Source organism: Protofrankia sp. CiP1_Cm_nod3 (assembly GCF_982290655.1).
Genome location: NZ_CEVIVD010000060.1, coordinates 1 through 23,451 on the forward strand (window position 1 = coordinate 1; position 23,451 = coordinate 23,451).

Sequence of the window (23,451 nt, forward strand, 5' to 3'; positions counted from 1 at the left end):
GAGAACCGAACTTGCGGGGCTGACCAGACGACTCACGGCGGTCGAGGAGCTGCTACGGAGCGTCGGATGACCAGTCCACAAAATGATCCGTTGCGCCACGGCCGGCATCCGATCCGTCTCCCGCTCTCCTCGGCGCCGTGGATCGCGGCCGGATATCTCGGTGGATACCTGCTGGTCGGCACCGTGCTGTTCGCGGTCTGCCTCAGTCTTCTCTCGGTCGCCGCGGCTACCGGCATCTTCTGGCTCGGTGTGCCGGTACTGGTCGGTGCGGCCGGCATCATCCGCGGTTGCGCCCAGATCGAGCGGCTGCGCGCCGGGCTGGCCGGATGGCGCATCCCGAACGCCTATCGGCCGGTCCTGAAACCCGGCATCCTGGCTCAGGCCAGGACCCGGTGGACCGATCCGGCCACGATACGCGACTGCGTGTATCTGATTCTGCTTTATCCTCTGTTGTTCGCACTCGACCTGACCGCCCTGCTGCTCTGGATCGCCGGTGTGGCCGGGGCTCTCCTGCCCCTGTGGTACTGGTCTATTCCGGGCGAGCACGGGGTACAGCTCGGCTATTTCCCGGACGACGGGCCCGGCACCGGAATCAAGGTCGACGACCTGTCCACCGCGCTGCTCGCCGCCATCGGATTCGCCGTCCTGTGCGTGCTGCTGGCCTATCTGGTGGTCGCCGCCGCCCGCCTGCACCGCGCCGTCGCCACGATGCTGCTGCGACCGCCGGTCGATCCACTGGCCGACGCCAGACGCATGCTCACCGAACCTGGACCTCTCTCCCTGGCGCCTCTTCACCTGGACAGGTAAGTCCGGACCGGGGCGTCCGCATATGAAAAAGAATTCCTGGGAACCTGAATCCAACCAGGGGAGCAGAACACTGTGGTCGCATCCCGCGGTTCCGCGGCGGACGATGTCGTGCGCCTGGATGCCGTCCGAAAGGTCTATGGCAGCTCCCGGGGCGGCGTCGTCGCGCTGGATTCGGTGTCGATCGTGTTCCGCCGCCACACCTTCACCGCGGTGATGGGCCCGTCGGGCTCCGGTAAAAGCACCTGCCTGCACTGCGCGGCCGGGCTGGACACCCCGACCTCGGGATCGGTGACCCTGGACGGCCGGGAGATCACCAGCCTGGGTGAACGCGAGCTGACCATTCTGCGTCGCGAAAGAATCGGCTTTGTCTTCCAGGCGTTCAATCTGCTGCCCGCGCTCACCGTGGCGGAGAACGTCGCGCTGCCGGTGCGCCTTGCCGGCCGCCGGCCCGGGCGAGGCACGGTGGACGCGGTGCTGGCGCGGGTCGGGCTCGGCGAGCGCGGGAGGCACCGGCCCGGTGAGCTGTCCGGCGGCCAGCAGCAGCGGGTGGCCATCGCCAGAGCGCTGATCACCCAGCCCTCGGTGATCTTCGCTGACGAGCCGACCGGCGCGCTGGATGCCTACACGTCCCTGGAGATCCTCGACCTGTTGCGGCAGGCGGTCCGCACCGGCGGCCAGACCGTTGTGATCGTCACGCACGACCCCGTCGCGGCCGCGCACGCCGACCGGGTGGTGTTCCTGGCCGGCGGCCGGCTCGTCGGCGAGATCCTCCAGCCGACGGCACAGGCACTGGCCGAGCAGATGACCAAGCTCGGTGCGCGGGGCAGGACGCCGGCCGGGCAGGTGTCCTGATGCCGCTCCTGGCCCTGCGGACGCTGAGGTACCGCGCCGGCGGCTTCGCCGCGTCGTTCGCCGCGCTGGCCTTCGGCGCGGTGCTGGTGATGGCCTGTGGCGGCCTCATGGAGACCGGGATCCGTACCGCGGTCCCGCCGCAGCGGCTGGTCGCCGCCGATGTCGTGGTCACCGGCGACCAGTCGCACCCGGAACCGGTCCGGCTGGACGCCGCGCTGGTGGCCAGGATCAGGTCGGTGCCCGGCGTCGCCGATGCCGTGCCGGACCTCTCGTTCCCCGCCGCGCCGCTGCGCGACGGCACACCGGTCACCGACGGCGATCAGCGGATCGGGCACGCCTGGGCGTCGAGCGCGCTCGGCCGATACCGGGTCCGCGACGGCGCCGCGCCGGCCGAACACGAGGTCGCGGTGGACGCGGCCACCGCGGCACGGGCCGGCGTCCATGTCGGCGACCAGGTCGACGTCGTGGTACGCGGCGTCCCCGCACGGTTCCGGGTCAGCGGTGTGGTGTCCACGGAGCGGCCGGCCGCGGGCGCGTTGTTCTTCGCCGAGCCCGACGTCGCCCGGATCGTGCCCGCGGCCGACCGGGTGGACGCGATCGGCGTGCTGGCCGCGCCGGGCGTCCGGGGCGGGCAGCTGCGCGACGCGCTGGCAACAGCGTTGAAGGACACGCCCGCGATACTGCTGACCGGGAACGAGCGCGGCCTGGCCGAGTTCGCCGACGCCGCGGACGGCGGCGAGACGATGATCGTACTGGCCGGCGTGTTCGGTGGGCTCGCGGTGCTGGTGGCCGTCTTCGTGGTGGCCGGCATCCTGGGCCTCTCCGTGCAGCAACGGCAGCGGGAGATGGCGCTGCTGCGGGCGATCGGCTGCACCCCTGGCCAGCTGCGCCGGCTGGTGCTCGGCGAGACCGCGGTCCTCGGCCTGCTGGCCACCCTGGCCGCCTACCCGTTCGGTGAGCCGGTCGGGCGGTTCCTGTTCGGCCAGCTGACCGACGGCGGTGTCGCCACCCCGGCGATCGTGTTCCACCAGGGCTTCGTGCCCACGCTGGCCGGCTCGGCGGTGAGCGTGCTACCGCGCTGCTCGCCGCCTGGGCGGCCGGCTGGGCCGCGGCCCGCACCCGGCCGACCGAGGCGCTGGTCGAGGCCGGCCTGCGGCGGCGCTGGGTGAGCTGGCCGCGCATCCTGTTCGCGGTGTTGTTCCTGGCCGGCGGGATGGCCCTGACCCTGGTGACCGCGCTGGTGATGAAGGGCCCGGTCGCGGCGAGCACCGCCGGCCCGACCGCCATGTTGTGGGCCACCGGTTTCGCGCTGCTCGGCCCCGGCCTGACCAGAGTGATCGTAGCGGTGCTGTACGTACCGCTTCGTGTGATGTGCGGGCTCGCCGGCCATCTCGCCCTGCTCAACGCGCGAACACGGCGGGTCAGGACAGCCGGCATGATCATACCGGTCATGCTTGCCACCGGCCTGGCCACCTCGTTGCTGTACCTCCAGACGTCCCAGTCCGCGGCCGCCGACCGGGCCTACACCGAGAACCTGCGCGCCGACGCCGCGCTCACCGCCACCGCGGGCGGCTTCCCGGTCGACCTGGTGCGCTCGGTGCGCACGCTGCCCGGTGTCGGCCAGGCCAGCGCGGTGGTGAACAGCGAGGGCTACCTGGAGAGCGAGGAGGTCGCGGAGACCGGCTACCGGGAGACCGTGCCGCTGCGGGGCATCACCGCCGACGGCGCGGACCGCACCGCACCGGTCGCGCTGACCGCCGGCACCCTGGCCGACATGCGTGGCGACACGGTGGCGCTGGCCACGACGAGCGCGCGGCACTTCGGCTACAGGCTCGGTGACACCGTGCCCCTGTGGCTGGGCGACAACACCAGGGTCGCGGCGAAGGTGGTCGCGCTGTTCACCGCGCGCCACGGGTTCGAGACCATGCTGGCGCCCGCCGAACTCGTCGCCCCGCACACCAGGACCGGCCTGGCGCAGGAGATCCTGGTACGCGCCGCCCCCGACGTTGAACCGGGCACGCTCCTCGCGGCCCTCACCCGCTTCGCCGCCGGCCATCCCGGCCTGCGTGCGGCCGGCCAGGACGCCCTGCGCTCGGCGCACGCGCAGCAGGAGCGGACCGGCATGTGGATCAACTACCTGCTGGCCTTCATGATTATCTGCTACACGGTGCTCTCGCTGGTCAACACCCTGATCGTGGCCACCGCCGAACGTCGTGGGGAGTTCGCCGTACAACGCCTGACCGGCGCCACCCACGGCCAGGTGCTGCGCATGATGAGCGCCGAGGCGGTGCTGGTGGTCGCCGGCGGCATCATGCTCGGCACGCTGGTGTCGATCACCACGCTGGTGCCGTTCAGCCTCGCGGTCAGCGGTTCGCCGCTGCCGCACGGCCCGCTGTGGATCTACCTGGCGGTGACCGGATCAGCCGCCGCGCTCACCCTGTCCGCCACCCTGCTCCCCACCCTCCACGCCCTGCGCACCCCGCCCGTCGCCGCGTCGGTCACCCCGTGACCTCGTCCGTCCACTACACGTTCTTTTCTCGGCTTTTCCCGGTTTTTCCCGGCGGCGACGGCCGTCTCGCGAGCCGGCCGCGTCAGCGCAGGATGCCGGTGTGGCCGAGGGAGTAGCGGCCGGGCTGGGGCCAGACGCAGGCGCCGTGCGGGCCGGGGCCGACCTTGATGCGGGCCAGCAGGCCGCCGTCCCTGGTGGAGATCGCGTAGACCTCGCTGTTGTAGCGGCCGGTCAGCCACAGCACCGAACCGTCGGCGGACACCCCGCCCATGTCCGGGCTGCCGCCGCCGGGGAGCTGCCATTTCTGCCGGACCTGGCGGGTCGCGAAATCGATGACGGAGATGGAGCCCTCGCCGCGGTTCGACGCGTACATCACGGTCGCGTCCCGGCTCGGGTAAAGGCCGTGCACGCCCTTGCCCGTCGCCAGGAAACCAATCTTCTGGAACCGCACCGGATCGATGATATGCAGGCCGTCCGCCATCATGTCGGCCACGTAGAGCAGTTCGCCCCGCGGATCGAGTTTGATGTCCTGCGGCATGCCACCGACCACCAGGTAGCCGACGACCGACAGCGTCCGCAGGTCGACCTTGACCAGCTTGCCGGAGAACTCGCAGGTGGCCACGAAGAAGGAGTCGTCGGCGGCGAAGTCGACATGGTCGACGCCGGGGCAGTCGACCTTCACCTGGGTGCGCAGCTCCCAGGTGTTCGGGTCGTAGAAGTCCAGCCGCTGCAGCGCCTCGGCGACAACGACCGCGTATTTCCCGTCCGGCGTGAAATACATGTTGTACGGGTCGGCGACGGGGATGTTCGGCCCTTTTATCTTCCCGGTGGCCGGGTCGAGCGGGGTGAGGCTGTTACCCGTGTTGTTGGTCACGTACAACGTCGACAGATCCCACGACGGGACGACGTGCTGCGGAGTGCCACCGGTCACGAAATGGTCGACCACCTGGAAGGTCGCCGGGTCGATCACGTCCACGGTGTCGCTGTCGCTGTTCGGGACATAGACGAGCTGCCTGGCCCCGCGGACGGCGGGGCTGAGCTGGTTCGCCCCGGCGGCGGCGTACACGTTCACCGGCTGTGCCCCGCCGCCCCCGCCGACGGCGGTCGACGACGGCGGGGGCGACCGCGGGGACGGCGGGCTCGCCGCCGCTCCCGAAGCCCGCGCCGGGGGCGGGGCGGGCTCGGACGGCCCGGCTTCCTCGCCGCAGGCCGCGACCACGCCGAGCCACAACGCGGCGATGACCACCAGGCGCAACGCCCGTGACGATCGGGCGTCGTGGTATGTCCACACAGGGCATGCTCCGATTCCGGCGGGTTCGGGAACGACAAGCGTAGAGGCGTCCACCTTGGTGGCACCCGGCCGCATAGGAGGCTATCCAGCCAGGAAGGCGCGTATGGACAGCACCCCATCACGGAAAGTCGTCAAATCCGCCGATCCTGGCGTGGATTCGTACATTCCAGCGCCACACCCGAAGCCGCGCCAGGGGCTATTTTTATTACTGACGGTAATTTCGCTTGGCGGGGCGGCGGGGGCGTGTGCCCGCTACGCGGCATCGCTGCTCTGGCCGGCCCCGGCCGGCGCCTTCCCGTGGACGACGGTGCTGGTGAACACCACGGGGTGCGCCGCCATCGGCCTGCTGATGGCGGCGATCACCGAGCTGCCCGCGGCGCATCCGCTGCTACGCCCCTTCCTCGGCACCGGTGTCCTCGGCGGGTACACGACTTTCTCCACCTACGCGGTCGACGCCGAGCGGCTCGTCGACGCCGGCCGGGCCGGGACGGCACTGGCCTACCTGACGTCGACCGCGGCGCTGGCGCTGGGCGCCGTGTGGCTGGCGTCCACGGCGGGACGATCACTGACAGTGCGCTGGAACGGCCGCTGACGACCGCCGACGACCACTCTGGACCATCACGGATAGTGAGGTGGAAGCGATGAGGCTGACCGGGCGGGCACTGCGGCTGACGGTGTTCGTGGGCGAGGGCGACATGTGGCATCACCGTCCGCTGGCAACCGAGATCGTGCATCGCGCCCATGCCGCCGGGCTGGCCGGCGCGAGCGTGTTCCGCGGCCTGGAGGGATTCGGCGCCTCCTCCGTCGTGCACACCACCCGGCTGCTGTCGATGAGCCAGGACCTGCCGACGGCGGTGGTCATCGTCGACGACGAGCCACGGGTCCGCGCGTTCCTGCCCCAGTTGGACGAGCTCGTCACCGAAGGCCTGGTGATCATCGACGAGGTCGAGGTCATCCGCTACACCGGCCGGGCGGCGGACCGGTGAGCTGGTTACTGGTGATCGCGGGGGCGATGGTCGGCGCCCCGGCGCGCTACCTGACCGACCGGGCGGTGCAGGCCCGCCACGACACGCTCTTCCCCTGGGGCACGTTCACCGTGAACGTGGTCGCCAGCGGCGTCCTCGGCCTGGTCGGCGGGGCGGTGCTGGCCGGCGCCGCCCCCGCCCGGGTGGGCCTGCTGGTCGGCACCGGGCTGTGCGGGGCGTTGAGCACCTATTCGACGTTCTCCTACGAGACGCTGCGGCTGGCGCAGGACGGCGCCCGGCTGCTGGCCGCCGCGAACGTTGCCGGCAGCGTCCTCGCCGCCTTCGGCGCCGCCGTCCTCGGGACGGCCGTCGCCCGGGCGCTGTGGGGATGAGAGCCACGGAGCTGAGGACCGTGATGACGAGCTGCGCGGACGAAATACGAGGACGAGATGCAAGGACGAGAACCGTCACGATGACGAGACCGGCTGTTCGGGCAGGGTGGGCTCGTTGGCCTGCTGGGCCGGGATGCCCGCGGTTTTCCGTCCGCTCCGGGGAGCGCGCAGCACGGTGACGGCGAGCAGGAGGCCGAACGCCACGCATCCCGCGCCGGTGAGCGCCCCGAGACGGCAGCCGCCGGTGAACGCGGCGAGCTGGCTGTGGCCGTCGGCCAGCAGGCTGGCCGTCCGGTTGCTGGACAGCGTCCCCAGCGCGGCCAGGCCGACCGCGGCGGAGATCTGCATGGAGACGTTGACGATCCCCGAGGCCAGGCCGGCGTCGGCGGGCGCGACCTGGGCCACGGCCATGGTCAGCAGGGGCATGAAAACCGCGCCGGTCCCCAGCCCGACCAGGATGAAGGCGAAGAAGAGCCCCGGGAAGTAGTCGACGCGCTCACCCCCGAGCGACCAGGCGAGCAGCAGCAGTCCAGCGATCATGGAAATCAGCCCGGAGATGAGGACCCGCTCGGGTCCGAAGGCGGACACGAGCCGGGCGGTGATCCCGACGGAGAGCACGGCCACCATGACGGTCTGCGGCAGAAACGCCAGCCCGGTGTGGACGGCGTCGTACCCGAGGGCCTGTTCCAGGTACAGCGCCCCGAAGAAGAACACCCCATACATGCCGGCGGCCACGACCGCGCGTACGGCGCTGGAACCGATGAGGCTGCGCAGCCGCAGGATCCGTACCGGAACGAGCGGGTTCGACGTGCGCGACTCACGGACGGCGAATGCGCCGAGCAGCGCGACCGCGACCGCGCCGAGGCCAAGGGTGTACCCCGAGAGCCAGCCGTACTCGGCCGCCTGCACGATGGCGTCGATGCCGATCAGCGTCGCCGCGGTGACCAGGACGGCACCTGGCAGGTCGGCCCCCTGCCGCAGGCCGCTGCCGGGGCGTTCGGAGATGAACACGGCCGCGGCCGGCAACGCGAGCAGGCCGATCGGGATGTTGATGACGAAGATCCAGTGCCAGCCCAGGGCCTGCGTGAGGAGACCGCCGAGCAGCAGGCCGAGCGAACCGCCGCTGACGGTGACAAGCAGGTAGACGCTCATCGCCCGGGCCCGCTCATGTGGCTGCGGGAAGTCGGTGACGATGAACGCGAGGATGGTCGCCGATGCCAGCGCTCCGCCCAGGCCCTGCGCGAAACGGGCGGCGATCAGGAACTCCTGCCCGTCGCTGAGCCCGCAGGCGGCCGAGGCGGCGGTGAACAGCGCCATGCCGGCGAGGAAGACCTTCTTCCGGCCGACAAGGTCGCCAAGCCGGCCGGCGACCAGCAGGAAGCTGCCATAGCTGATCATGTAGGCGTTGACGACCCAGGTGAGGTCGGCCTGGCTGAAGCGCAGGTCGTTCTGAATGACGGGCAGCGCGACGTTCACCACGCTGGAGTCAAGAATGATCATTAGTTGCGCCGTGAGGGCAACGAGCAGGGCGAGCCATCGCCGCCGCGAGCGGGAGCGTGTGACCGGAGCCGGAACGATGATGTCGCTCATGGAATAGTCACTATACCGTTGACTATCAACGAATCAATATTGACACCACGATGATAAGATCGTTGGAATCATGAGCGTCGCCGCAACCACCTCAGGGTTGATCGTCCTGTTGACACGCCTCGCCCGGCGCGTGTACCGGGAGGCCACCGACGACGTGCTCGGCATGACGCTCAAGCAGTTCGTGATCCTCAACCATCTCAGCGAGGACACCGGTGTCCCCCAGCGGCATCTCGGCGATGTGCTGTGCCTGGACGCGAACAACCTCGTGCTGCTCCTCAACGAGGTCGAGCGCGCGGGCTGGGTGGAACGCCGGCGCGATCCCACCGACCGCCGGCGCCACCTCGTCTATCGCACGCGCGCCGGCAGCAGCGCCCTCACGGCCGCCGAACGCGGGATGGACGCCGTCGAGGACAGGATCCTCGACACGCTGAACCCCCAGGAACGCACGGCCCTGCGCCTCCTGCTCGCCGCCGCACTGGCGGAGCGTACGCCGTCCCACGACTGACGGCGACCATACATGATCGATCGTAATCGGTCAGGGCCGGTCAGCAACCAGTACACCAGCCACGACGCCGGATGAGGCGTGAAGCGGCCACGCGTGGCGCCTGCGGCGAGCTGCGGCAGTCTCGGCCGCCAGCGGCTGGGCCGACTTCGGGCCGCCGGGTGACCGGACGATTAAGCGGAATCAAACTCCACTTAACTGTTACGATCCGGAGGGCAATTCCGCTTGTCCGGGACGGAGGCCCATGTCCACAGAACGCAGCGACCAGCAGGTCGCCATCACTTTTGCCGCGCTTACACTCGGTACTGCCGGTTACACACTGTTGCAGTCGATGGTGCTGCCGGCCCTGCCGGTCGTCCAGCGGGATCTGCACACCTCCCAGACGACGGTGACCTGGGTGCTCACCGCCTACCTGCTGTCCGCCTCGGTCGCGACACCCATCCTGGGCCGCCTCGGCGACATGTTCGGCAAGAAGAAGATGCTCGTCGTCGTCTATGCCTCGCTGACCGCCGGATCGCTGCTGGCCGCGCTGACGAGCTCGGTCGGCGTGCTCATCGTCGCCCGGGTGGTCCAGGGGATCGGCGGCGGGCTGTTCCCACTGTCCTTCGGCATCATCCGCGACGAGTTCCCGGCCCGCCGGGTGCCCGGCGCCATCGGGCTGATGTCGGGGATGCTCGGTATCGGCAGCGCGCTCGGCATAGTGATCGCCGGGCCGGTGGTCGACCACCTGTCGTGGCACTGGCTGTTCTGGATCCCGCTCATCATGTCGGCGCTCGCCACCCTGGTAACGGCGCTGTTCATCCCGGAGTCCCCGGTGCGCAGCCCGGGACGGGTCAACCTCCCGGCCGCGGCACTGCTGTCCGGCTGGCTGGTCGCGTTGCTGCTCGGGCTTAACCGGGGCAGCGCCTGGGGCTGGACGTCCGGCGGCACACTGGGCCTGTTCGGCGCGGCCGTGGTGCTGATCGTGCTGTGGATCCAGGTGGAGGAACGCTCCGCCGTACCGCTGATCGACATGACGATGATGCGCGTCCCGGCCGTGTGGTGGACCAACGTGGCGGCGTTGCTGCTCGGCGTCGGAATGTACTCGACCTTCATCGTCATCCCGCCGTTCCTGCAGGCGCCCCCGGAGGCCGGTTACGGCTTCGACGCCTCGGTCACCGTCTCCGGGCTGTATCTGCTGCCCAGCAGCATAGCTATGATCATTATGAGCTCCCTGATCGGCCGGATCACCGCCCGGCGCGGGGCCAAGCAGCCGCTGGTGGTGGGTTCCCTGCTGGCCTCGGTCCCGTTCCTGATGCTCTCGGTGGCGCACCACGAGCCCTGGGAGTTCTTCGTCGCCACGACCATCCAGGGCCTCGGTATCGGGCTTGCGTTCTCGTCCATGTCCAACCTGATCATCGAGGCCGTCCCGGCCGGCCAGACCGGGGCCGCGACCGGGATGAACGCGAACATCCGCACCATCGGCGGGTCGATCGGAAGCCAGGTCGTCACCAGCATCCTGGCCTCCGGCGCCCTGGCGAGCGGGCTGCCGAGCGAGCACGGCTACAGCGTGAGCTTCGCGGTACTGGCCGTGTCGATGGTTGCCGCCGCGGTGGCGGCCGCCATCGTGCCGCTACGCCGGCAGCCCACCGGCACCCCGGCCAGCGAGGCTCCGGCCGCCAGGAACATGACGCTGCCCGAGCCGCGCGGCGGTGCTCCGGCGACCACACAGTCCTGCTAGCGGCTGTGTTCGCCGCGTGACACTACTACCGTGTCGTCATGAGCAGGACCGCGGAAACCTCGTCCGTGCCCGCGCTGTCAGAGACGACAGCGCCGGAACGGCTACGCTGCGACGCGGCGCGGAACCGGGAACGGGTGCTCTCCGCGGCGTCCGAGGTGTACGGCGAGCGCGGTCCCGCCTTCACCATGGAGGAGGTCGCCAGCCGCGCCGGAGTCGGCATCGGCACCGTCTACCGCCGTTTCCCGACCAAGGGCGCGTTGCTGGACGCGGTCGCCCTGCCCTACCTCGAGCGCATGCTGGGCCTGGCCAGGGCCGCCGGCGAGCACCGCGAGCCCGGCGAGCGCCTGGAGACGTTCGTGCGGACCCTGGTGGAACGGCACGCCAGCGAGGGCAGGGGCAACAGCCGGCTGTGGGACTCGGCCCTCGGCCGGCCGCTGCGGGAGGAGATCCACCGGGTGGTGGACGGCCTGCTCGAGGCCGCCCGCAAGGCCGGCCGGCTACGCCCGGACGTCACCTACCGTGATATTTCCGTCCTGTTGTGGACGGTGACCAGCCTGGTCGACGCGACCGACCGGGTCGCGCCGATGGTGTGGCGCCGCCATCTGGACCTGCTCCTCGACGGGCTGCGCCCGGACGGCCCACGGCCGCTGGCCACCCCGCCGGTCGACGCGCAGGAGTGGGAGCGGGTGGTCACGAGCTCCGCCGCGCTGCGTCTGCACTGACCGGATCGCTCCCCTGGACGGGGACGGCCGGTTGCGGGGGGACGGCCGGCCGCGAGGGGACGGCCGTCCTCCGGCCGGGTAGCAGGAAGGCGCACGGTACCGCGGCGGCGGTGAGCGCCAGCGTCCACCAGAAGGTGTTCCCGAAGGCGTCCGCCAGCCCGGCCGCGTCCACCCGGGCGGATCCGCCCCGGTCAGCGATCCCGTGGGCGAGGACCACCGCGAGCACGGCGGTGCCGAGGGAGCCGCCGACCTGCTGGAAGATCCGCACCGCCGAGGTGGCGCGGGGGATCTCGTCCTGGTGCAGGCCGTGGTAGACCGCTGACATGACAGGGATCATCACCGCCGCCAGCCCGACACCGCGCAGGGCCAGGGACGCGCCGAGCAGCCACTCGCTGGTGCCGGTGCCGACCTGGGTGTAGGCGGCGGTACCCAGCACGCTGAGCACCAGGCCGGTGATGGCGAGCGGCCGGACGGCCCCCCGGTCGGCGAGCCGGCCGGCCACAACCATGGCGATCATCATGCCGATTCCCTGCGGGGCCATCAGCAGCCCGGCCTCGGCCGCACTGCGCCCACGGACCTGCTGCTCGTACAGCGGGAGCAGGAACATCGCGCCGAACAGCGCGATCCCGGAGAGGAACATGATCCCGGATGAGCCGGTGAAGGACCGGCTGCGGAACATCCGCAGGTCGATGATCGGCTCCGCCTCGCTCGTCAGGGCATGCGCGACGAACAGGACCAGCAGGGCCGCTCCGGCGACCAGTGGGACGACCGCCTCGAGGTCGGTGAAGCTGCCCCGGCTGCCCGCCGCCGAGAAACCGTAGACGACCGCCGCCAGCGCCGGGGAGAGCAGCACGAGCCCACGGATGTCCAGCGGATGCCGGCCCGGGATCCGCATGTCGGGCAGCCCCCGCCAGGCCAGCAGCAGGGCGGCCAGGCAGACCGGCACGTTGATGAGGAAGATCCAGCGCCAGCTCAGGGTGTCGATGATCACACCGCCTATGACCGGGCCCAGGACGGGCGTCACCAGGGCGGGCACGGCGACCGTGGCCATCAGCCGGCCCATCCGCCGCGGGCCGGCGGCCTGGGCGAGGATGGTCTGCATCAGCGGCAGGAGCATGCCACCGCCGATGCCCTGCAGCACCCGGAAGGCGATCAGGCTGCCGGCTGACCAGGCCATCCCGCACAGCACCGACCCGACGAGGAACAACGCCAGCGACAGCATCCACATCCGCTTGCCGCCGAAGCGCTCCACCGACCAGCCGGTCAGTGGGATCACCATCGCCAGCGCGAGCATGTAGCCGGTGCTGACCCACTGGATCGTCGAGATCCCGACGCCGAACGAGCGGCCCAGGGTGTCGATAGCGACGGCGATGATCGTGGCGTCCAGCTGCACGACCACCGTACCGACCAGGATGATCCCGGCGAGCCGGAGCAGCGCCGGGTCGAGCCGGTCGCTCTCCGCCCGCTTCGCCTTCGCCGGCTCCGGCCCGCCCGGCTCGTCCGGCTCGTCCGGCCGCTCGGATGCGGTGGACGCCTGGGTCTGTGCCATCACGAGCCTCCGGGAACGGTTCGGGGACGGTCGATGCCTGGAACGCCCTGGCGCGACGTAGCCGGACGGATACGCGACCACGGCCGACGCTACACTGTATCGACAACCCGTACAGCGTCTTCCAGGCGATACGGCGTATCGATTCACCGTACGAAGTATCGCTGGATCGGATCCGGCGATACCCTCGTCCCGTGCCCGGTGACCGCCATGCCGCGATCCAGACGCCGGACGCCTCCCCGCGGGCCGACCGGCCGCCGGCAGGCCTGCTGTGGGCCCGCCTGGCCAAGGAGAGGAAACCGGGGCTCACCCGGCAGGCGATCGTCGACACGGCGATCGCGCTGGCCGACGCCGAAGGGCTGGAGGCGGTCTCCATCCGGCGGGTCGCGGCGGCGCTGGGCGCCCGTCCGATGAGCCTCTACTCGCACATCCAGCGCAAGGACGACCTCTTCGAGCTGATGACCGACGAGGCAATGGCCGACATCATCGTTCCCGAACCGCTGCCCGCCGACTGGCGGGACGCGCTGTGGACGATCGCCCAGCGAACGCGCGCTGTTGCCCTGCGACATCCGTGGATCGTGAAGGCCAGAGGCCACTGGCCGCGCCTGGGGCCCAACGCCATGCGCCATCTGGAGCAGTCCCTGGCCGCCGTCGCCGGCCTCGACATCGACCAGCGGCATCGGATCCGCATTCTGCGGGCCGTCGACACCTACACGGTCGGGCACCTCGTCACCGAACGGCTCGACCAGGTCAGGCCGCCCCGGGGAGACGTGGACGCCACCGAGCAGCGGCAGCTGGTCCAGAGCTACCTGCGGACTCTCGTCGACACCGGCGACTTTCCCCGGATCGCCGAGCTGGATCCGGACCTGTCCGCGCTGACCGACCACGGCGATGCGCAGCAGAGGTTCGACGAGGGCCTGGCGTGGGTGCTGGCCGGCATCGCCGCCTCCCTGCCGGAGCTCCCCCGCGGCCCTCGCCGCCGCCCGGACGCCGTCCGGGGAGCGGGCCGGCGGTAACCGCGCCGCGACAGGGCCAGTCGCGACAGGGCCGGACAATCAGCGCGGCCGGGTACGGACGAGCGAATCGACGCCTCTCCGCGCAGTACGGCCCAGACCGTACATAAACACCCAATTGGTATAACTCGAACACCCAGAGTGAGCAATACCACAATCCCCAATGCAGTGGTTGACATGTCTTACGCATTGCGTAAATCTACGCAATGCGTAAGACATACGGGGCGTCGGGACCGCACCACCAGCCCGGACAGCGTCAACCATGAAGGAGGGGCAGCATGGCCACTACCACCCGTCGGCGGAAGAACACGCTGACGAAGTTCATCGAGGACATCGTCGACAACACCAAGGACCTCGTCGACGACCTCATCGACCGCAGCCGCGACCTTGAGGACGACCTGCGCAGGACCGCGCGGAACGTCGTCGACGACGACAGCCCCAGCAGCGATGAGCTGCAGGACCTCAAGAAGGCCCTCGCGGAGCTGACCTCCAAGGTGAACCAGCTCGCCGAGACCAAGGCTGGCAGCAAGTAGTTGTCGCATGGCAATCAGGCCGGCGCTCTGGACGGATCCAGGGCGCCGGCCTGATCTTATGTTTACAATCAAGCATGAGGCAAAGGATGGACCATCGATGAACGCGGCTGCCATGCCGGTCTCGGATGATGGTGCGACCGAGCGGCTGATCAGGCGTTACGCGAACCGCAAGCTCTACGACACGGTGGAGCGGCGCTTCACCTCGCTCCGCCAGATCGAGCGGCTCATTCGCGACGGCGAGAACATCCGGGTCGAGGACCACGAGACCGGCGCCGACATGACAGCCCACTTTCTCGGCCGGGTGCTGAGCAACCGGGACTCGACGGACCTGCCCCTGGCCGAGCTGATCCGCATGCCGAACCGCATCGCCCGGATCGTCGTCGAAGACCGCCATGAGCAGCAGGACGAGTTGCGCGATCTACGAGCACAGATCGACGAACTCACCCGTGTGGTGTCCGCGCTCATCAGCGACGCTGACACCACGCGACCCGCGAAACCGGCAGCAGACCGCGACCAGAAAGATCATGTCTCCCCCAAGCCACCCCCTGATGCTCGCAAAGGCTCGGACGCGCAGAATGTGGACCAATGAGCCTGAATCAGCGCCGTACTCCACGCCCGCCCCGGGGGCACTACCGCCGCCTGCGACGTGACAGCGACGGCAGCCTCTACGACATCAACGAACATCGGCGGATTCCGCTCAGCGAGATCCGCGAGGACATCCAGGCCGGTCGCCGGTTCCGAGCTGTCCGTGACGGCTCGGGCGAGGACTGTACCAACCAGGTCCTGGCCGACGCGCTCAAGGGCGCGCTGGTGGACAAGGTTGGTCTGCAGACCGGCATACCCGCGAGCCTCTCCGCTATTGCCGGTTCGCTACTGTCCGCTCTCGACAAGCGAGACAATGGCGGCGGCATGACATCCCATAATGGCTTGACGTCTCATCGTAGCCTACGGGGGCAGCGCGGCAACAGCTTTCCCGGTACCGGCGATGAAAACCGTACGATCCCAGGCCGCGACTGAGAAGGGGAGACGGTCAGGTGCATCATGAGACCACGGTGCGGGTACACGCGCCGATCGGGGAGGTCTGGACCGAACTGGAACGCCTGGACGACATCCTCAGGCGTTCACCGGAGATCTCCGGCCCGATCCAGGTCGACGAGGACGGCGCCCACCGCATCAAGGTGCGGCTGTCGTGGGGACCGCTGAGCCGTCTCGTCGACGCGACCGCCCACATCGACTCCGCGATCCCGCCGCACCAGCTCACCTGGTCCATCCGCGTGCCCTCCCTGGACGTGCTCTCGACCCAGGTCTTCGACCTGACCTCGGTCGCCGAGGACGAGACCAGCCTGCGTTATGTCGCGGAAGTCGACTGCGGACACCGGTATCCCTCTAAGCTGCGACGCGTGCTACCCGACCACGTCGAAGAACATGTCGAGTCGATGGCGTCCCGGATAGGGACCCTGGCGGCCCAGCACTGGCAGAGCAAGCAACGGCTGCTCTTCCGCTCCGGCCCGGCCGCCTGATGGGTGACGAGGGCACTCTCCTCGGTAAAGTAGCCTTCGTGGCGGACGGCACGCGTAACCTTGGCGCCAGTCTGACCGACGCACTGCTCGCCCGTGGGGCGCGCGTGGCCGTCGGCTACAGTCGGAGGCGCCCCGAAGTCGACGAGTTCCTGGAACAGCGCAGCGGCAAACCGTTGTCGGCGCATCAGGGAAACGTGGCATCCTGGCAGGACTGCTCCCGGGCGTTGGCCGAGGCCGCCGCCCATCACGGTGGGCTCGACATCCTGGTCACGACGATCGGCAATCAGCAGGCGACAGGCATCGTGAACGCGGTGCCTCTGACATCCCTGTCTCCGCAGGAATGGCAGCGCCTCCTGCTGGGCAGTCTGTCCGGTGTGTTCAATCTCACCTCAGCGGCTGCGCCGCATCTCTCAGGGCGAGCGACGGCCCGCATCGTGACCGTGCTCAACGCCCTGCCCGGCGGCAAGAGCTCCACCAACCCGCACACCTGGTTACGTGACGCCTTGTTCACCATCAGCCGACAGTTCGCGCGGGAGCTCGCGCCAGCCGGCATCACCGTCAACACCATCGAGTCGGGCCTGTTACACGACGAGTCGTTCGATGTCTTCCCTGGTCTGCAGGAGGAGGCCGAGTCCCTGGTACCGGCCGGCCGCCTCGGCGAACACGAGGAGGTGGCCCGGGTACTGCTGTTCCTGCTCGACCCGGCGTCATCCTACGTGACCGGCCAGGTTCTCGGCGTCGACGGCGGCATCAGGACATGAGCGACAGCCGTGCCCGGGTGGTCGCGGGAGTTCTCTCCCAACTTCTTCTACAGGAGATCAGCGGAGCGGTGGGGCTGCGTCGCAAGCGTGGCGACGACTCCGCCGACAGCGAGGAACGCGAAAAAACCCGGGCCAGGGGGATCCGGCACGCGCTCGAGTCACTCGGCCCGTTCTATGTGAAGATCGGCCAGATGCTGTCGACCCGCCCCGACATAATGCCGCAATACATGATCGACGAGTTTCAGAACCTCCACGAAAAGGTCTCCGTCGCGCCGTTCGAGACCTTCGAGCCCATTCTGGAGGAGGAGCTCGGGCGCGACTGGCGCAGCGCCTTCCTGGACATCAAGGTCGACAAACCGCTCGGCGCGGCCTCGCTCGCGCAGGTCTACGCCGTCACGCTACGCACCGGCGAACGGGCGGTCGTCAAGATCCAACGGCCGGGTATCGCCCCGGTGATGCTCGACGACATGGCCATGTTGAAGCGGCTGGGGAAGTTCTTCGCCAAACGGGTGCCCGACCTCGACGACGTCTTCGACCTCACCGCCATGATGGAGATCATGTTCGACGCCATGAAGGCCGAACTGGACTTCCGCGTCGAGGCACGCAACATGGACGCCGCGCGGGAGGCGATGGAGGGGTTCGACAACCTCGCCGTGCCCGAGGTCATCTTCGTCACCAAGAAGGTGCTGGTGCAGCAGCTCGCACCCGGCACGTCCATCCGTGACGCCAACCGCGACAAGTTCACCAACGCCGAGCGCGAGGCGATCGGCCGCGACCTGCTCAGCTTCATGTACCGCGGCTTCTTCGTCGACCGGATGTTCCACGCCGACCCCCATCCCGGCAACGTCTTCGTCGAACCCGGCGGCAAGGCGTACCTCATCGACTGGGGAATGGTCGGGAGAATGGACCGGCGCCAGTCGCTGACGTTCGCGAGCATTCTGGTCGCCCTCTCGCAGAACGACGGTCATGGGCTGGCAAAAGCATGGATCGAGCTGGGCCGGGCCAGCTCCTGGGCCAACATTCCGGCATTCGTCAGCGACTGCTGCGGTTTCGTGCCCACCATCGCCGACGCCAGCCTGGAGGATCTCAACCTCGGTGTCGCGCTGACGTCGATCCTGAAGTTCTCCAGCCGGCGCGGTATCCAGACCAGCCCGGTGGTCGCGCTGCTCGGCAAGTCGTTCGCCAATCTCGAGGGCTCGGTGCGCTATCTCTCGCCCGAGCTCTCGGTGACCGACGTCTTCGAGGAGGAGTTCCGGGACATCCTCTTCGATCTCGTCCGCGAGCTGCTCTCCCAGGAGCAGGCGGCGCAGTTGGTGCTCGACCTGATGGGCGGGTCGATGTCCATCGTCGAGCAACTGCGTACTCTCGGTCGAGATATCTCCAACCGTGAGTTCACTGTCAACGTCAACGCGGTACAGGCCCGCCGGTCACGTCAGGAGGACCGGGCCGACGCGAGGACACGCAGCAACCGCAACATGTTGCTGGCCGTCGCCGCCGCAGCCTGGCTCGCCAGACGACGCCGAGCAGGCTGAGCGGATGCTGTCCCTCCCGTCGGAAGGCGTAGGTGGTTTCGGTCGTCACCATGGCTGTTTCCACCTACGGCTTCCGTGCTCGTAGGTGGAAACAGCCGTTGCCACAGCGGTTTCCACCTACGCTACGGCTGTGGCTCCCGCGCGGAGGATGACTCCGAACGGACCGTGCGCGAACGGTCGCCTCGCCACACCGTCGCGCGGCTGTTCCTGATGCCGAGGAGCATGTCCGTCCCGTCTCGGCGGATCTCTCCCTCGCCCCGGAGCAGTACCCCTCGTTTGCTGTCGAGCCGGTGACCGCCGGTGTGGGCCGTGACGGACACCGGTGCGCCGGAGGTGACGCCGACCAGCCTCGCCAACGCCGCCGGAACCCGGACAAGGGCGGTGTCCGGCTCCCAGGTGCCGGGCAGCACGACCGGCCCGGCAGCCGTCCGAAGGCCCACGCTCACGGGACGTGCATGCTCGAGGAGTTCGTCGAGGATCCGCCGCTCGTCCGCGGACCATGGCCCGGCGGGAGGTGTGATCCGTGTCTCGGGTGTTCCGGTAAGAAGCAGGTTCGCTTCGGGCCAGTCCCCGGCGGCCACGATCCCGCCTCCGGACGTCGTTTCGATGGTGCGGACGACGTCGAGCTCGACGAGTACCCGACTGGTGGGCAGGGTCGCGGTACGCAGGCCCAGGTCGGCCGCCATGCCGGTGAGGTGGCGGTTGTTGCGGCCGATGAACGAGACCACGGTCGTCGGGGCACGCAGCAGGCGGCCCGGGGACAGCAGGTCGACCGGGGAGAGTGGATCAACGATCGACGCGTATCCGGACGCCGCGAGAAACTTCGTGCCAGCACGGATGAGCACGCTCATCCGGTCGTCCCGCCGTAACGCGCGTATCTTGACGGAGCTACGGGGAGCGACAAGTAACAGGTGGGGGTCGTCGACGTCGAATATCTGTGGGGTCACATGCGGACCGAGCCTGGTCAGCACCCCGACATCCACGGTGTCGGTGTCGTCCACCCACGGCTCGAAGACGATGGCAGGCATAAAGCCCCATAACGTAGCAACGGGGTTGGCGCCGAATATCCGACACCAACCCCGTAATCCGTCAGTGCTATTTACCGGTGCCCTTGACCGCGGAAAGCTGGTCGAGTTTCGCGGTCAGCTCGGTGAGCGCCTTCTTGAGATCCTGAAGATCGTCACCGCTGGGGATGTCGCCCTCTTCCTTGACCACGTTGGTGACGGCCTTGCGGGTGTCGTTCTCGACGTCCTTCGCCCGGTCGATCAGGTCGTCTACCAGGTCCTTGCTGTCGTCGATGACATCACTGATGAACTTTGTGAGAGTGTTCTTACGACGGGTCCCGGTTGCCACGGCACGCCTCCCTGAAGGCTCTTGTTCTGCGCGATTTACGCGATGCGTAGAACTTACGCGGTGCGTAATAATCATGTCAAGGATTGCCAGCGGAAACGATCTGATGATCGTCGTCACATACCGGCAACACCGATACGACAGGCCGGCCGGCAAGCGGGCGGACACCAGAAGTGACCATACGGCTACCGCCAATAACTGACAGTAGCGATCCGAGCTCCCGTCAACGCTCTCCGAGCAGCATCCGCTCGGCCGCACGGAGGCACACCCGCCACGGGGCCGCCGAGCATCACAATAATGATCATGAAGGTCGGATGGGTATGCGGTATTCGACATCCGACACACCGCCGAGACATGCGGAGTACACCTGCTACCGTTCCGCTCAACCTGACCGAAGGGTTACACGTCCTGACCGAAGGGTTGCACGTGACGAAGAGCGCGCGAGGTGAACCCCTGATCGTCATGGAGGGCGTCGAGAAGTCCTTCGGCGGTTTCCGGGCGCTGCACGTGATCGACCTGACCGTCCACAGCGGCGAGGTGCTCGTCGTCATCGGCCCGTCGGGATCGGGCAAGTCGACGCTGTGCCGCTGCATCAACCGGCTGGAGACCATCGACGCCGGGCGGATCACGATCGACGGGCGGCAGCTGCCCGAGGAGGGCCGCGCGCTCGCGCGGTTACGGGCCGAGGTGGGCATGGTCTTCCAGGCGTTCAACCTCTTCGCCCACAAGACCGCGCTGGAGAACGTCACGCTCGGGCCGACAAAGGTCCGGGGAATCCCCCGGGAGGCGGCCGAGCGCCGAGGCCGGGAACTGCTCGACCGGGTCGGCGTCGGCGCGAAGGCCGGCAGCTATCCGGCCGAGCTTTCCGGCGGGCAGCAACAACGTGTCGCGATCGCCCGGGCGCTGGCCATGGACCCAAAAGTGATCCTCTTCGACGAGCCCACCTCGGCCCTCGACCCGGAATACATCGCCGAAGTGCTCGACGTCATGACCGAACTCGCCCGCGACGGCATGACCATGGTGGTCGTCACCCACGAAATGGGATTCGCTCGGCAGGCCGCGGACCGGGTCGTGTTCATGGCCGACGGCGGAATCCTCGAGGAGGGCACGCCGGTGGAGTTCTTCGACAGCCCACGGACGCAGCGGGCTCGCGATTTCCTGGCCCGGGTCCTCCCGCACTGACCGCGCTGGCTCACCGGTGAGCCGGCCCGCCTCTCCTTCCCCCGTCCACAGCCGACATGATCCCCTCGAAAGGACGACCATGCGGATTCCACGCCTGCTGAGCCAGCTCCATCCGTTCCAGCCGCTTCAGCGGCACCCACGGCGGCGACGGAGGCTGGTGACGGCCGTCGTCGCCGGTACCGTCGCGCTCGCCGCCGCCGGTTGTGGGAGCGATACGACCGGTACCGAGGCCGAAACCACGGCGAAACCCACCTTCGCCACCGGCACCACGGCGGCCAGGCTCGCCGAGGCGGGGAAGGTCACCGTCGGCACCAAGTTCGACCAGCCGCTGTTCGGGCTGAAGGGCCTCAGCGGCAAGGTCGACGGATTCGACGTCGAAATCGCGAAAATCATCGCCGCCGGCCTGGGGATCGGCCCGGAGAACATCACCTTCATCGAGACGCCGTCGGCCCAGCGGGAAGGCGCGATCCAGCAGGGCAGGGTGGACTTCATCGTCGCCACCTACACCATCAATGACAAGCGCAAGCAGCTCGTCAGCTTCGCCGGCCCGTATTACCAGGCCGGCCAGGACATCATGGTGAAGAAGGACAACACCACGATCACCGGGCCGGAGTCCCTGCGCGCGGCGAACGCGAAGGTCTGCTCCGTCTCCGGGTCGACCCCGGCCGAGAAAATCAAGGAATACGCCGACGCGTCCAACATCGTGCTCTTCGATGTCTACTCCAAGTGCGCGGACGCGCTGCGTACCGGCCAGGTCGACGCCGTCACCACCGACAACGTCGTCCTGCTGGGCCTGGTGGACAGCAGCGGCGGCGCGTTCAAGCTCGTCGGCAAGCCCTTCACCACCGAGCCCTACGGTATCGGCATCAAAAAGGGTGACACCGCCTTCTGCCAGTTCATCGACGAGCAGCTGACCGCGGCGGCGGCGGACGGCCGCTATGCCAAGGCGTGGGAGGCCACGGCGGGCAAGGTCGCCGGGAGCGCCCCGGCGCTGCCCACGCTCGGCACCTGCTCCTGACCGTCGGGCCCCCGCGCCTTTCGTAACCGCTGTGGACCGCGCGGCCCCGATGAGCCGCGCGGTCTCCTGAGTCGATGCCACCCCGGAGCCGCCATGGATGTCATCACCGACAACCTAGGCCTGTACGCCGACGGCCTGCTGGGAACACTGAAGATCTGTGGTCTGGTCGCCGTGGCGGCGCTGCTGCTCGGGATCGTTCTCGCGGGGTTCCGGGTGTCGCCGGTGCCGCCCCTGCGTGCCGTGGGCACCACCTATGTGACGCTGGTCCGTAACTGTCCGCTGACGATCGTCCTGTTCGCCTTCGCCTTCGGCCTGCCGGAAGTGGGGATCAACGGCTCGTACTTCGCCTTCGGGGCCGCCGGGCTCACCGTCTACACCGCCGCGTTCGTCTGTGAGGCGGTACGCAGCGGAATCGGCGCGGTGGACGCCGGTCAGGCGGAGGCCGCCCGTTCGATCGGCCTCACCTTCGGCCAGTCGCTGCGGCTGGTCATCCTGCCGCAGGCACTGCGGGCGGTCATCCCCCCGCTGGGCAACGTCGGGATCGCGATGGTGAAGAACTCGGCGATCGTCGGCGCGTTCGGGGTCGGCGGCGAACTCTACAGCGTGGCGAGCACGCTCAACGGCGCGCGGGGGGAACCGGCGCTACCGGTCTACTCCGGGGTCGTGATCGGATATCTGATCATCATCATCCCGACCGGCCTGCTCGTGCTGGCGGCGGAGAAACGGCTACGGGTGACCCGGTGAGCGGCTCAGTCCTCTACGACACCCCGGGTCCAAGGGGACGCCGGCGGATCGCCGTCGCCAGCGTGGCCGCCGGCATCGCGCTGGCCGCGCTGGCCGCGCTGGCCGTCCGTCGGCTGGCGGCGAACGGCCAGTTCGACGGCAGCCGGTGGAGCCCGCTGTTCAACCCCGGCGACGAGAACTTCCCGGCCCTGTGGCGTCTGCTCGGCGGCGGTCTGGTGCACACCCTGACCGCCGCCGGCCTGGCGATGTCCTTCTCCCTGGTGCTCGGGGTGCTCATCGCGACGACCAGGATCTCCGCGGCCCGGTGGTACCGGTGGGCCGTGGTCGGGGTGGTCGAGCTGCTGCGCGGCGTCCCCGTGGTGATCGCGATCTTTTTCGCGGCGCAGGTTCTCCCGGTCTACGGGCTGAAGCTGCCGCCGCTGTGGTACATCGTGATCGGTCTGACCGCCTACAACTCGGTGGTCATCTCCGAGATCGTCCGGGCGGGCATCCTCGCGGTGCCGAAGGGGCAGCGCGAGGCGGCCGCCGCCCTGGGCCTCACCCGCGGCCAGACGCTGCGGATCGTCCTGCTGCCGCAGGCGTTCCGCTCGATGCTGCCGGCGCTGATCAGCCAGCTCGTGGTGATCCTCAAGGACACCTCGCTCGGGGCCTTCATCTCCTACGAGGAGCTGCTGCGCCGGGCCCTGATCGCCATCCAGACCCTGCACAACCCGATCCAGACCTATCTGGTCATCGGCGGCATCTTCATCCTCGTCAACTACCTGGTGACCAGGTTGGCGACCTACCTGGAGGCGCGGCTGTCCGGCCGGCGGGCCAGGCCGTCCGTGCCCGCGGAGGACCTGTCCACCGGATAGCCACCGGATAGCGCTGCGCCCACGCCGGGCCCGTGGCCCGACAGCCGG

26 protein-coding genes are annotated in these 23,451 nt (G+C 69.0%); 21 read left to right on the forward strand and 5 right to left on the reverse strand.

What is annotated here, in order from left to right; all coding sequences use genetic code 11:
• Positions 1-66 precede the first annotated feature (66 nt).
• The 4 genes from AC5LUJ_RS13345 to AC5LUJ_RS13360 all read left to right on the forward strand — a co-directional run bounded on the left by AC5LUJ_RS13345 (position 67) and on the right by AC5LUJ_RS13360 (position 4,168).
• Positions 67-807, forward strand: coding sequence for a sensor domain-containing protein (locus tag AC5LUJ_RS13345; RefSeq protein ID WP_250284208.1), 741 nt, complete (start codon positions 67-69; stop codon positions 805-807).
• 72 nt (positions 808-879) lie between these two features.
• Entirely contained in the window at positions 880-1,659 is a 780-nt protein-coding gene (locus AC5LUJ_RS13350; RefSeq protein WP_250284206.1) for an ABC transporter ATP-binding protein, read from the forward strand.
• Positions 1,659-2,828: an ABC transporter permease gene (locus tag AC5LUJ_RS13355; RefSeq protein ID WP_250292784.1), complete on the forward strand. Its 1,170-nt coding sequence runs from the start codon at positions 1,659-1,661 to the stop codon at positions 2,826-2,828. Before AC5LUJ_RS13350 ends, AC5LUJ_RS13355 begins: the two co-directional genes overlap by 1 nt.
• Positions 2,825-4,168 (forward strand): ABC transporter permease, encoded by a 1,344-nt coding sequence (locus AC5LUJ_RS13360; protein WP_493465023.1) that lies wholly within the window; start codon positions 2,825-2,827, stop codon positions 4,166-4,168. Before AC5LUJ_RS13355 ends, AC5LUJ_RS13360 begins: the two co-directional genes overlap by 4 nt.
• Before the next feature lie 82 nt (positions 4,169-4,250).
• Here AC5LUJ_RS13360 and AC5LUJ_RS13365 read toward each other — a convergent pair whose 3' ends face one another.
• Complete coding sequence (locus tag AC5LUJ_RS13365; protein WP_250284201.1) at positions 4,251-5,459, reverse strand: YncE family protein; 1,209 nt, start codon at positions 5,457-5,459, stop codon at positions 4,251-4,253.
• A gap of 151 nt (positions 5,460-5,610) precedes the next feature.
• Here AC5LUJ_RS13365 and crcB point away from each other — a divergent pair, with 151 nt between their 5' ends.
• Genes crcB through AC5LUJ_RS13380 form a run of 3 tightly spaced genes read left to right on the forward strand, consistent with a single transcriptional unit; the run spans position 5,611 to position 6,816 of the window.
• Positions 5,611-6,051, forward strand: coding sequence for a fluoride efflux transporter CrcB (gene crcB / locus AC5LUJ_RS13370; protein WP_493465024.1), 441 nt, complete (start codon positions 5,611-5,613; stop codon positions 6,049-6,051).
• 49 nt (positions 6,052-6,100) lie between these two features.
• Positions 6,101-6,445 carry a DUF190 domain-containing protein gene (locus AC5LUJ_RS13375; RefSeq protein WP_250284197.1) on the forward strand — a complete coding sequence of 115 codons (345 nt, stop codon included), beginning with the start codon at positions 6,101-6,103 and terminating at the stop codon, positions 6,443-6,445.
• Positions 6,442-6,816 (forward strand): fluoride efflux transporter FluC, encoded by a 375-nt coding sequence (locus AC5LUJ_RS13380; RefSeq protein WP_250284196.1) that lies wholly within the window; start codon positions 6,442-6,444, stop codon positions 6,814-6,816. The genes AC5LUJ_RS13375 and AC5LUJ_RS13380 overlap by 4 nt, the downstream gene beginning before the upstream one ends.
• Before the next feature lie 75 nt (positions 6,817-6,891).
• Here the strand turns inward: AC5LUJ_RS13380 and AC5LUJ_RS13385 are convergent, their stop codons facing one another.
• On the reverse strand, positions 6,892-8,406 hold the full coding sequence (locus AC5LUJ_RS13385) for an MFS transporter (protein WP_493465025.1): 1,515 nt from the start codon (positions 8,404-8,406) through the stop codon (positions 6,892-6,894).
• 70 nt (positions 8,407-8,476) lie between these two features.
• Between AC5LUJ_RS13385 and AC5LUJ_RS13390 the strand changes: the two genes are divergently transcribed.
• The 3 genes from AC5LUJ_RS13390 to AC5LUJ_RS13400 all read left to right on the forward strand — a co-directional run bounded on the left by AC5LUJ_RS13390 (position 8,477) and on the right by AC5LUJ_RS13400 (position 11,350).
• A complete protein-coding gene (locus tag AC5LUJ_RS13390; RefSeq protein WP_493465026.1) occupies positions 8,477-8,911 on the forward strand; it encodes a MarR family winged helix-turn-helix transcriptional regulator in 435 nt (144 codons plus the stop codon).
• Positions 8,912-9,152: 241 nt separating this feature from the next.
• Positions 9,153-10,628: an MFS transporter gene (locus AC5LUJ_RS13395; RefSeq protein ID WP_250284190.1), complete on the forward strand. Its 1,476-nt coding sequence runs from the start codon at positions 9,153-9,155 to the stop codon at positions 10,626-10,628.
• 38 nt (positions 10,629-10,666) lie between these two features.
• Positions 10,667-11,350: a TetR/AcrR family transcriptional regulator gene (locus AC5LUJ_RS13400; protein ID WP_250292790.1), complete on the forward strand. Its 684-nt coding sequence runs from the start codon at positions 10,667-10,669 to the stop codon at positions 11,348-11,350.
• Here AC5LUJ_RS13400 and AC5LUJ_RS13405 read toward each other — a convergent pair.
• Positions 11,319-12,899, reverse strand: coding sequence for a DHA2 family efflux MFS transporter permease subunit (locus tag AC5LUJ_RS13405; protein WP_493465027.1), 1,581 nt, complete (start codon positions 12,897-12,899; stop codon positions 11,319-11,321). The two genes, AC5LUJ_RS13400 and AC5LUJ_RS13405, sit on opposite strands and share 32 nt — an antisense overlap.
• Positions 12,900-13,090: 191 nt before the next feature.
• Here AC5LUJ_RS13405 and AC5LUJ_RS13410 point away from each other — a divergent pair, with 191 nt between their 5' ends.
• The 7 genes from AC5LUJ_RS13410 (at position 13,091) to AC5LUJ_RS13440 (ending at position 18,255) form a co-directional block, all read left to right on the forward strand.
• Positions 13,091-13,912: a TetR/AcrR family transcriptional regulator gene (locus tag AC5LUJ_RS13410; protein WP_250285520.1), complete on the forward strand. Its 822-nt coding sequence runs from the start codon at positions 13,091-13,093 to the stop codon at positions 13,910-13,912.
• A 275-nt stretch (positions 13,913-14,187) separates the two neighbouring features.
• On the forward strand, positions 14,188-14,442 hold the full coding sequence (locus AC5LUJ_RS13415; protein ID WP_250285519.1) for a hypothetical protein: 255 nt from the start codon (positions 14,188-14,190) through the stop codon (positions 14,440-14,442).
• 97 nt (positions 14,443-14,539) lie between these two features.
• Positions 14,540-15,031 (forward strand): polyhydroxyalkanoate synthesis regulator DNA-binding domain-containing protein, encoded by a 492-nt coding sequence (locus tag AC5LUJ_RS13420; RefSeq protein ID WP_250285518.1) that lies wholly within the window; start codon positions 14,540-14,542, stop codon positions 15,029-15,031.
• Positions 15,028-15,459, forward strand: coding sequence for a polyhydroxyalkanoate synthesis regulator DNA-binding domain-containing protein (locus tag AC5LUJ_RS13425; RefSeq protein ID WP_250285517.1), 432 nt, complete (start codon positions 15,028-15,030; stop codon positions 15,457-15,459). Before AC5LUJ_RS13420 ends, AC5LUJ_RS13425 begins: the two co-directional genes overlap by 4 nt.
• 17 nt (positions 15,460-15,476) lie before the next feature.
• A complete protein-coding gene (locus AC5LUJ_RS13430) occupies positions 15,477-15,962 on the forward strand; it encodes an SRPBCC family protein (RefSeq protein ID WP_250285516.1) in 486 nt (161 codons plus the stop codon).
• Entirely contained in the window at positions 15,962-16,723 is a 762-nt protein-coding gene (locus AC5LUJ_RS13435; protein ID WP_250285515.1) for an SDR family oxidoreductase, read from the forward strand. Before AC5LUJ_RS13430 ends, AC5LUJ_RS13435 begins: the two co-directional genes overlap by 1 nt.
• Positions 16,720-18,255 carry an ABC1 kinase family protein gene (locus AC5LUJ_RS13440; protein WP_250285514.1) on the forward strand — a complete coding sequence of 512 codons (1,536 nt, stop codon included), beginning with the start codon at positions 16,720-16,722 and terminating at the stop codon, positions 18,253-18,255. The genes AC5LUJ_RS13435 and AC5LUJ_RS13440 overlap by 4 nt, the downstream gene beginning before the upstream one ends.
• Before the next feature lie 122 nt (positions 18,256-18,377).
• On the opposite strand, the gene AC5LUJ_RS13445 is transcribed toward AC5LUJ_RS13440, so the two are convergent.
• On the reverse strand, positions 18,378-19,283 hold the full coding sequence (locus tag AC5LUJ_RS13445; protein ID WP_493465028.1) for a pyridoxamine 5'-phosphate oxidase family protein: 906 nt from the start codon (positions 19,281-19,283) through the stop codon (positions 18,378-18,380).
• A gap of 67 nt (positions 19,284-19,350) precedes the next feature.
• On the reverse strand, positions 19,351-19,608 hold the full coding sequence (locus AC5LUJ_RS13450; RefSeq protein ID WP_250285512.1) for a hypothetical protein: 258 nt from the start codon (positions 19,606-19,608) through the stop codon (positions 19,351-19,353).
• A 459-nt stretch (positions 19,609-20,067) separates the two neighbouring features.
• On the opposite strand from AC5LUJ_RS13450, the gene AC5LUJ_RS13455 reads away from it, so the two are divergent.
• From AC5LUJ_RS13455 to AC5LUJ_RS13470, 4 genes are all read left to right on the forward strand, one after another.
• Positions 20,068-20,787 (forward strand): amino acid ABC transporter ATP-binding protein, encoded by a 720-nt coding sequence (locus tag AC5LUJ_RS13455; protein WP_445548573.1) that lies wholly within the window; start codon positions 20,068-20,070, stop codon positions 20,785-20,787.
• A gap of 157 nt (positions 20,788-20,944) precedes the next feature.
• On the forward strand, positions 20,945-21,805 hold the full coding sequence (locus AC5LUJ_RS13460; RefSeq protein WP_445548571.1) for a glutamate ABC transporter substrate-binding protein: 861 nt from the start codon (positions 20,945-20,947) through the stop codon (positions 21,803-21,805).
• 93 nt (positions 21,806-21,898) lie between these two features.
• Positions 21,899-22,549, forward strand: coding sequence for an amino acid ABC transporter permease (locus AC5LUJ_RS13465; protein WP_250285510.1), 651 nt, complete (start codon positions 21,899-21,901; stop codon positions 22,547-22,549).
• Positions 22,546-23,403 carry an amino acid ABC transporter permease gene (locus tag AC5LUJ_RS13470; RefSeq protein WP_250285509.1) on the forward strand — a complete coding sequence of 286 codons (858 nt, stop codon included), beginning with the start codon at positions 22,546-22,548 and terminating at the stop codon, positions 23,401-23,403. The genes AC5LUJ_RS13465 and AC5LUJ_RS13470 overlap by 4 nt, the downstream gene beginning before the upstream one ends.
• The last annotated feature ends 48 nt before the right edge of the window (positions 23,404-23,451 follow it).